Genomic DNA, 6,926 nt, shown 5'->3' with positions numbered 1-6,926 from the left:
GCGCGACACCACCTTCGCGGGCCCCAGGTCGCGCCCCGCCTGCGCGCGCACCGCGTCCAGCAGGCGCAGCACGCGGTCGCGCTCGCTGCCCTTCGCCACGTGGCCGTGCAGCTCCACCGTGTCAGCCTGCGCGCCGAACTCCACCGTCGTCGTCACGTGGATGGGCGCCAGCGTCAGCGACAGGCTGGACTGATGCGGGAGGATGAGCGCTTCGTCCCGCTTCCCCCAGTACTTCACGAGCGCGATGTTGGGATGCGCCCGGACCGTTGCCTTCATGGAATGTCTCCCTGGGCCCGCGGCCCCGCGAGCTGGCTCGCGAAGCAGCGCACGCCGTCACGCGTCAGTTGCGCGACCACGGGCTCCGGTTCGGAGAAGAGGCCGATGACCGCGCCACCGTCACCTCCCGCTCCCGTGAATTTGGCGCCCAGCGCGCCCAGCGAGCGCAGCCGGAACACCATGTCCTCCAGCGCTGGCGACGACAGCCCCAGCGCGTTCAGGAGGCCCTGGTTGACGTTCATCGCGTCCCCCAGTCCCTCCAGGTCGCCCGCCTCCACCGCCTTCGCCGCGTCGGTGACGAGCCTCCCCACCTGACCGAAGAGCCGCTTGTAGCGCTCCGGCCACCGCGCCTGCCGCTCGCGCAGCGCCCCCACCGTCAGCTTCGTGGGACTGCGCGCGCCCGCCAGCGCCACCACCACGGACACGGGACGCGGGCTCTTCAATTCGCGCGCCCGCCCGGTGACGCCCGCCGGGGCCTGCACCCGCCGGTAGAGGATGAGCTTCTCCTCCGCGCTGGTGGTGTGGTCCACGCCCGACGGCGTGCCGTGGAACTCCTGCTCCATCTCCCACGCCAGCCGCGCCGTCGCCTTCGCCGTGGGTGCCTGCCCCGCCGCCTGGAGCAGCACGCGGGAGGTGGCCACCGCCAGCGCCGCGGAGCTGCCCAGCCCCGCGGACAGCGGCAGCTGCGGCTCCAGCGTCACCTTCACCTTCGGCTCGCCCACCAGCCTCGCCGCCCGCGCGAAGGCCTTGCGCATCATCCGCTTCTGCGCCGCGTCCGCCGTCACCGGCACGTCCAGCACGCACGAGCGGGACGGCACGCCGCGCGCCACCACGCCGATGCTCAGGGGACCAGCGATGGCCGGGTAGCCGTACACCACGCTGTGCTCGCCCAGCAGGATGACCTTGCCGGCACCGAAGGCGACCAGGGGATTCTTTGCGGGAGTCATGGCACCAGGCAGGCGAAGGGACGGGCGCTTTCTTTCCGCGCACCGCCCCACTGCGTCAAGCGCTCCCGCGAAAGGAGCGCTCCGGGGGCGGACGTCAGCCGTTGGTGAGGGTGGCGATGGCGGGCGTCTCCGGGGGCAGGCTCGCGAGGATTTCGCGCGCCTTCTCCACCTTCACGTGCCCCGCCTTCACCAGCAGGTTGGCCACCTTCTCCACGTCCCCGCCGCGCGCGCCCGCCGTGACGGCGACGCTGCGCGCGTGCATGGCCATGTGGCCCTTCTGGATGCCCACGGACCCCAGGGCCCGCAGCGCCGCGAAGTTCTGCGCCAGGCCCACCGCCGCGAACACCATGGACAGCTCACGCACGCTGGTCGCGCGCATCAGCTTGAGCGCCACCTGCGCGCCCGGGTGGATCTTGATGGGGCCGCCCACCATGCCCAGCGCCAGCGGCAGCTCGATGCGGCCGACGAGGTGCCCCTCCTCCAGGTACCAGGTGGACAGCGGCCGGTACTGCCCGCCCCGGCACGCGAACGCGTGCGCGCCCGCCTCGATGGAGCGCCAGTCCTGCCCCGTGGCGATGGCCACCGCGTCGATGCCGTTCATCACGCCCTTGTTGTGCGTGGCGGCGCGGTACGGGTCCGCTTCCGCGAAGCGGCTCGCCTGGGCGATGCCCTCGGCGATCTCCTCGCCCGGCAGGCCGAAGTCCGCCAGGAGCGGCAGCGGGATGCGGCACGTGGCGCGCGCCAGCCGCTTGTCCGCCAGGTTCGACAGGATGCGCAGGTAGACCCGGCCGCCCGTGACCTGTTCAATCAGCGGCGCCACGCCCTCCGCCATGGTGTTGATGAGGTTCGCCCCCATCGCCTCCTGCGCGTCGATGAGCAGGTGGACGATGAGCAGCGGCTCGCCGCGCGGGCCCTCCGGCGCGGGCAGCAGGCGCACCTCCACGTCCTTCGCGCCGCCGCCGCGGGCCACCATGGCCGGGTGGAAGCTGTTGGCCAGGGCGAGGATCTGCTCCTTCGCGTCCAAAATCCGCTCGCGCGCGATGCCGGCGTCCCCGTAGTTGGAGACCTGCACCTGGCCGATCATCATCGACTCGTCGGCCTCCGCGACGAAGCCGCCCGCCTCGCGGACAATCTTGGACGCGAACGACACCGCCGCGACGACGGAGGGCTCCTCCACCGCCATGGGCACCAGGTAGTCGCGCCCGTTGACGTTGAGGTTCAGGCCCAGGCCCAGCGGCAGGGAGAACGTGCCCACCGCGTTTTCGATCATCTGGTTGGCGGTCGACAGGTCCAGGCCGCTCTCGCCGCGCAGCTGGTCCAGCTCCGCCTCGGTCAGCCGGAACATCTGGCCAATGCGCGCCAGACGCTCCTCCAGGGGCAGCTTGTGGAATCCGGCGAGCCGGGACGTCACGGTGTCAGACATGTTCTTCCTTCCCAACCTGGGATCCACCCGGCATCACAACGCCGCCAACCAATCCTTCAACGCGCCGGTCAACACGCGGGGCCGCTGCCGCAATTGCGCGACGGAGCGGCTGCCCGTCAGGACCAGCGCCTGCCGCAGGCCGGTGAGGATGACCTTCAGCGCCTCCTCCGCGGCCGGCAGCCCGCCCTGCTGCTGGGCCCGGAACAGCGGCAGCGCCATGCCCGCCAGGTCCGCGCCCAGCGCGAGCACCTTCGCGGACTCAGCCCACCGCGCACCCCGCCGCTGGCCACGAGCCGCACCTCCGGCCCCACCGCCTTGCGCACGCTGGCGATGGCCGCCGCGGTGGGGATGCCCCAGCCGCTGAACTCCGCGCCCACCTGGGCCTGCGGCCCGCCGCGCGAAGCTGCTCCACGCGCACCCACGACGTGCCGCCCAGCCCGGAGACGTCCACGTTGCGCACGCCCAGCTCCACCAGCCGCCGCGCCACGTCCGGGCCGATGCCGCACCCGGTCTCCTTCACCAGCAGCCGGTCGCCGAACGCGCGCGACAGCGCCTCCACCACGCGGTAGCCGCCCCGGAAGTCGCGGTCGCCCTCGGGCTGCGTCAGCTCCTGGCCCGCGTTGAGGTGCAGCGCCATGCCGTCCGCGCCAATGGCGTCCATCAGCCGCCGCACGCCGTCCACGCCCAGGCCAATGGCCTGGTACAGCCCGATGTTGCCCAAGAGCGCCACCGTGGGCGCCACGTCACGCACCGCGTAGGACGCCGCGCGAGCGCTGTCCTCCGACATCGCGCGCTGGCTGCCCACGCCGAAGGCCAGGCCGTGCCGCTCGGCGAGCAGCGCCAGGTCCCGGTTCACCGTGCCCGCGCGGTCGGTGCCGCCCGTCATCCCGGTGACGAGCAGCGGCGCCTGGAGCCGCTTGCCCAGGAACGGCGTGGACAGGTCCACGTCCTCCACGGCCATCTCCGGCATGGCGCAGTGGATGAGGTGCACGTGCTCCAGCAGTGTGGAGTTCTGTGCCGGCTCCACGTCGCCGGTCGCGCACAGGTCGAGGTGGGCATCCTTCCGCCTGGCTGTCGTCTCGTCGCCCATGTCCCTGAGTGCCGCCCGCGCTGTCGTTGCAAAAAACGTGTAAGCCTGGAAGGTCATTGGGTTCCTAGCAAGTGCCCGGGCCGGGGTGCAAGCCAAAGGGCCCCAGCGGTCGCCCTCGGGGCGCGGATGGACGCGGTGGCTTCTGGACGGTATGAGCCACCGCGTGAGCACGCCGGAGAACAGGGTCGTCGTCTTCCTGCACAGTGGCGAATACGACCGGGTGCACCAGGGGCTCTCCATCGCGGCGGCGGCGACCGCGGCCGGACGGCGCGTGGAGGTGTACCTGTTCTGGTGGGCCCTGGAACGCTTCCTGATGGACAGGCTGGACGAGCCGGACTTCGCCGGCCGCGAGGACGTGGCGGACCGCTTCGAGGCGCGCGGCATGCCCACCGCGCGCGCGCTCCTCACGCACGTGCGCGAGTCCGGGCTGGGCACGGTGGCGGGCTGCACGGGCTCGCTCGGTGCCCTGGGGAGCGAGTCGAAGGCGGGCGACAGTGGCATTGATGTCTGGCTCGGTTGGAGCGCCATCCTCCAGCGTACGGCGGGCGTGACGGATCGTTTCTACCTTTGAGACGAGCGGCCCCAGGGGCCATGGGCCTCCGGGGTGGCTTGGACCCGTTGCGTTGACGCCCCCTTGCGCCTGCTTACGTTTCGTGTGGCCCCCTTGACGGGGCGAAAGGCACGGAACGAGGACCATGGCGCGGCGTGACCCCCACATGACATCCCGAGGACCGGCGGCTCCGGCGCTCAAGGGCGGCGGGTGGCACCGGCTGGGCAACGCATTGAAGACGACCGTGCTGCTGGCGGGCTTGACGGCGCTGGTGCTCGTCATCGGCCAGCGGCTGGGCGGCGCACAGGGCCTGGCGGTGGCGGGCGTCTTCGCGGTGGTGATGAACTTCGGCTCGTACTGGTTCAGCGACCGCATCGCGCTGGCCATCCACGGCGCCCAGCCGCTGCCCTACGAGCAGGCGCCGTGGCTGCACGAGATGGTGGAGCGGCTGGCCGCGAGAGCGGGCATGCCGAAGCCGAAGGTGTACCTCCTGCCCACCGCGCAGCCCAACGCGTTCGCCACGGGCCGCAACCCGAGCCACGCGCCGTCGCGGTGACGGCGGGCATCGTGGACATCCTGGACCGGCGCGAGCTGGAGGGCGTGCTCGCGCACGAGCTTGGCCATGTGCGCAACCGGGACACGCTCATCGGCACGGTGGCGGCGACGCTCGCGGGCATCATCAGCTACGCGGCGCAGATGCTCTTCTGGTTCGGCGGCAGCATGCTCAGCCGGAGCGACGACGACGAGGGCGGGCTCGCGGGGGCGCTGTCCAACCTGGGCCTGCTGCTGGTGGCGCCCATCGCGGCCACGCTGCTGCAACTGGCGGTGAGCCGCTCGCGCGAGTACGGCGCGGACGCCACGGGCGCGGAGCTGTGCGGCGACCCGGAGGCGCTGGCGAGCGCGCTCCTGAAGATGGAGCGAAGCGCGGAGGCCATCCCGTACGACCGGGCGCCCGCGACGTCGCACCTGTTCATCGTCAACCCGCTGCACCACGGCGGGGTGATGTCGCTGTTCTCCACGCACCCGCCCATCCCGGAGCGCGTGCGCCGGCTGCGCGAGATGAGCGCGCGCATGGGCCAGGGCACGCGCGGCCGCGGCGGCTGGGAGTACGCGTACTAGGTGGGCGCTGAAACCGGGGCATCCGGCAGGGGGCCGAAGGACTCCTCCGGGTGCTCCAGCATCTCGCGCAGCGTGCTGGCGATGACGCCCGCGTGGTAGCCGTCGAGGAAGCGGTGGTCGAAGGACGCGTTGATGTTCATCACGTGGCCGGGCACCACCCGCCCCTCCTCCACCACCGCCACCTCCCGCACCGCGCCGGGCGCGAGGAAGACGGGCACGCGGGTGAAGGGCGCGAGCGGCAGGTAGGCCGTGTCCAGCCCCAGCGCGCCCACGTCCACCACCACCGCTGAGCCGAACGGATCCCTCGGCAGGCCCAGCCAGTTCGGATCCACGTTCAGCGTGTACGTGAGGAACGACACCAGTCCGGTGAAGCGGTGCAGCAGCAGGTGCGGCACGCGCGCCAGGAGGCGCCGGCCCTGTTCCACTTGCGGGTCCCGGCCCTCGCGCACGCGCGCCGCGGTGGTCTCCACCTCCAGCGCCAGCTCGTGCACGGACTTCTGATCCACGCCCTCGATGCGCACGGGCGTGAGGCCCTGTTGATCCGCGCCGGGGAGCACCGCGCACACGGTGATGCGCTGGCGCAGGTAGATGCGCTGGTAGCGCAGCAGCGCGTTGGCGTCCGGGCAGCGGCGCAGGGCCTCACCCACGGCCTTGAGGACCAGGTGCGTCGCGGTGAGCCGCACGCTGGTGCGCTGGTGGAAGGCGTCCAGCCAGGCGAGCGCCGCGTCCATGCGCACCGTCAGCGTGCCGTAGACCGTCGGGTCATACGCGGTCGTCCAGCTCCCGATGGCGAGCTTGCGGAAGCTCGACACGTCCCGCTTCGGCTTCAGCTCCAGGTGCGCCATGGACGGGAGCGTGCCCCAGGACGGCGCTCATGGGGGAGCCGGAATACAGGCGGCCGGCGCGACCCGGCCGGCGCGGTGGGTGGGGCCCGCCGGGTTGCCTGCCAGTGAAGCCTTGACGCGCCATGTCCCAGCGGTAGGCTGCCCCGCTTTTTGCATCCTTCTGTGGAGGTCGTTCCCTTGCTGGTTGCACTCATCCTCGTATCGGTCGGGTTCGCGGTGACGCTCGGCCTGCTGCTCTTCGGAGACAAGAGCGGCGCTGGTGCCAACGCGGGCCGTTCCTCGCTCTCTTCTTCCTCTTCCGCGCCGTCGTTCCGGGGCGAGCTGGAGTCCGAGAGCAAGGCGCGCGCGAAGGCGGAATCGGAGGTCCAGCGCAAGCAGAAGGAGCTGGACGAGCAGCGCGCGCAGCTCCAGGAGGTCAAGGAGCAGCTCAAGCAGACCAAGCGCAAGCTCTTCGAGCAGAAGGAAGGCGACAAGGGTTCGAACGACCTGGCGAAGGCGCGCGCCGAGGTGGAGCGCAACGCCAGCATCCAGCTGGAGCAGACCCGTTCGGAGCTGGCGCAGGCCCTGACGGAGAACGCCCGGCTGCGCGCGGAGACCGAGTCGCGCAACAGCCCCCGCCGCCGTGAAGTCCCCGCCGCCGCCGTCCCCGCGCAGGCGTCCGCGCCCGCGGCCGCCG

At 72.1% G+C, this 6,926-nt stretch carries 4 protein-coding genes and 4 pseudogenes; 3 read left to right on the top strand and 5 right to left on the bottom strand.

Going from position 1 to position 6,926, the window contains the following annotated elements; all coding sequences use genetic code 11:
* The 4 genes and pseudogenes from ACLEQD_RS33590 to fni all read right to left on the bottom strand — a co-directional run.
* Positions 1-276: pseudogene (locus ACLEQD_RS33590) on the bottom strand (diphosphomevalonate decarboxylase); the annotation flags it as partial.
* Positions 273-1,223, bottom strand: a complete 951-nt coding sequence (gene mvk / locus ACLEQD_RS33585) for a mevalonate kinase (RefSeq protein WP_410389654.1) — start codon at positions 1,221-1,223, stop codon at positions 273-275. The gene mvk and the pseudogene ACLEQD_RS33590, both read right to left, overlap by 4 nt.
* A gap of 94 nt (positions 1,224-1,317) precedes the next feature.
* Positions 1,318-2,646: a hydroxymethylglutaryl-CoA reductase, degradative gene (locus ACLEQD_RS33580; RefSeq protein WP_171437173.1), complete on the bottom strand. Its 1,329-nt coding sequence runs from the start codon at positions 2,644-2,646 to the stop codon at positions 1,318-1,320.
* A 33-nt stretch (positions 2,647-2,679) separates the two neighbouring features.
* A pseudogene (gene fni, locus ACLEQD_RS33575) lies at positions 2,680-3,736 on the bottom strand (type 2 isopentenyl-diphosphate Delta-isomerase).
* 151 nt (positions 3,737-3,887) lie between these two features.
* Here fni and ACLEQD_RS33570 point away from each other — a divergent pair.
* Positions 3,888-4,307: a hypothetical protein gene (locus tag ACLEQD_RS33570; protein ID WP_410389652.1), complete on the top strand. Its 420-nt coding sequence runs from the start codon at positions 3,888-3,890 to the stop codon at positions 4,305-4,307.
* Positions 4,308-4,452: 145 nt separating this feature from the next.
* A pseudogene (locus tag ACLEQD_RS33565) lies at positions 4,453-5,405 on the top strand (zinc metalloprotease HtpX).
* On the opposite strand, the gene ACLEQD_RS33560 reads toward ACLEQD_RS33565, so the two are convergent.
* A complete protein-coding gene (locus ACLEQD_RS33560; protein WP_410389650.1) occupies positions 5,402-6,250 on the bottom strand; it encodes a 2-oxo acid dehydrogenase subunit E2 in 849 nt (282 codons plus the stop codon). The pseudogene ACLEQD_RS33565 and the gene ACLEQD_RS33560 sit on opposite strands and share 4 nt — an antisense overlap.
* Before the next feature lie 177 nt (positions 6,251-6,427).
* Here ACLEQD_RS33560 and ACLEQD_RS33555 point away from each other — a divergent pair.
* Positions 6,428-6,926: pseudogene (locus ACLEQD_RS33555) on the top strand (cell envelope biogenesis protein TolA); the annotation flags it as partial.

The organism is Corallococcus sp. 4LFB (assembly GCF_046520365.1).
Classification (GTDB): domain Bacteria; phylum Myxococcota; class Myxococcia; order Myxococcales; family Myxococcaceae; genus Corallococcus; species Corallococcus caeni.
This window is presented reverse-complemented; position numbering and strand designations above follow the sequence as displayed.

Excerpts from the sequence above, each read along its gene's own strand:
- mvk (WP_410389654.1), bottom strand. The coding sequence starts at position 1,223 with ATGACTCCCGCAAAGAATCCCCTGGTCGCCTTCGGTGCCGGCAAGGTC.
- ACLEQD_RS33580 (WP_171437173.1), bottom strand. The coding sequence starts at position 2,646 with ATGTCTGACACCGTGACGTCCCGGCTCGCCGGATTCCACAAGCTGCCC.
- ACLEQD_RS33570 (WP_410389652.1), top strand. The coding sequence starts at position 3,888 with ATGAGCCACCGCGTGAGCACGCCGGAGAACAGGGTCGTCGTCTTCCTG.
- ACLEQD_RS33560 (WP_410389650.1), bottom strand. The coding sequence starts at position 6,250 with ATGGCGCACCTGGAGCTGAAGCCGAAGCGGGACGTGTCGAGCTTCCGC.